1 protein-coding gene is annotated in these 1,346 nt (G+C 69.1%); it reads right to left on the bottom strand.

What is annotated here, in order from left to right; all coding sequences use genetic code 11:
• Positions 1-7: 7 nt before the first annotated feature.
• Positions 8-1,069 (bottom strand): IS110 family RNA-guided transposase, encoded by a 1,062-nt coding sequence (locus ACNTMW_RS34280; RefSeq protein ID WP_426638228.1) that lies wholly within the window; start codon positions 1,067-1,069, stop codon positions 8-10.
• Between the last annotated feature and the right edge of the window lie 277 nt (positions 1,070-1,346).

Raw genomic sequence — 1,346 nt, 5'->3', positions numbered from 1 at the left:
GACGCTTCTATGGCCTGTCAAGCGCTGCGGCGGTTTCCATCAACCGGAACAGTCGGCGCGCGGTGTAGCGCTTGAGACAGCGGCGGATCTCCGGGTCGCTCTTTTGTTCTGCCCGTCGGCGGTCGACGTAGTCGCGGGTGGGTTGATGCCCGTGCAGCATCCGCCAGTTCACGATGGTGTGCAGGGCGCGGTTGAGCTGCCGGTCGCCGAACCGGTTGAGCCGGTGACGGGTGATTCGCCCAGACGATGCTTCCAAGGGGCTAACTCCGGCCAGAGTGGCGAACGCCGCCTCCGAACGAAACCGGCCGGGGTGTGACCAGGCGACCAGCAGATGCGCGGCGCTGACCGGGCCAACGCCGGGTTCGTCGAGCAGCGCGGGCACGACGGCGGATACCAGGTCACGCAGTTGGCGCTCGTTGTCTCGGATCTCCTGGTCGAGACTACGGATACGCCGGGCCAGGCCGCGCAGACTTTGCCGCAGCACCCGCTCGGCGATCGGGAGGCGGGCCAGGACCCGCAGCCCGGCGCAGGCCGCTGTCTGCCGGGGCGTTGATAGCCCGCGTAGCGATTGCCGCAGCTGGTCTGGGGCGGTCAGCACCAGCGACTTCAGCAGGTTGACCGCGGCGGTGCGGGTGGTGGTGGCCTGCTCGCGGGCGATCAGCAGGATGCGCAGAGCTTCCCGTACGCCGTCCGCGCGGGGCTGGGCGTGGTGGTCGGCATCCAAGGCGGCCCGCGCCGCTTGGCGGGCATCCAAAGGGTCGGACTTGCCACCTGGGCGGCGGCTGCTGCGTGGCGGTCGGCCGGCTTCGACAACGTGTTGACCGGCGTGCTGCAACGCTCGCAGCAGCCCGGCGCCGTGCGAGCGGCAGCCTTCGACCGCCCAGGCCAACCGTGGCCCTGGCGCCTGCTGCAGCGCCCAAGTCAGCAACGCTGCGTACCCGTCTGGCGCGGCGTCGACGGTGACGGTGGCCAACTGTCGGCCTAGGTGGTCGACCAGGCAGGCGGTGTGGGTGTCGGTGTGGGTGTCTACGCCGATGACGGCGTCGACGGATTCTGCGAGCATGGGCATCGCGGCCGTGGCTCCTTCCCAGGGGCGGCGGTTGGCATTGGCACCGGCCTGGGTGGAGGCACCTAACGGCACATCTGTGATGAGCCACGCTTTAGCGGGCAAGCTTCTGATCAGGCCAATCGGGTGAGCCAGGCCGGTGCCGACGACCAAGACGACAAGTCAAGCGCAGGGCACACCACCGGCGGCCAGATGCGTTATGAGTCAGCCTCAATCGCCGGCCCCGATCCTGGCAGCAGTCCACCCAGGACCACCACCGCGAGCCTCACAGATGCGTTAC

The organism is Planosporangium spinosum (assembly GCF_049999945.1).
GTDB lineage: Bacteria > Actinomycetota > Actinomycetes > Mycobacteriales > Micromonosporaceae > Planosporangium > Planosporangium spinosum.
Note: the sequence above shows the minus strand (reverse complement) of the source record. Positions and strands in the feature narration are given on the sequence as shown.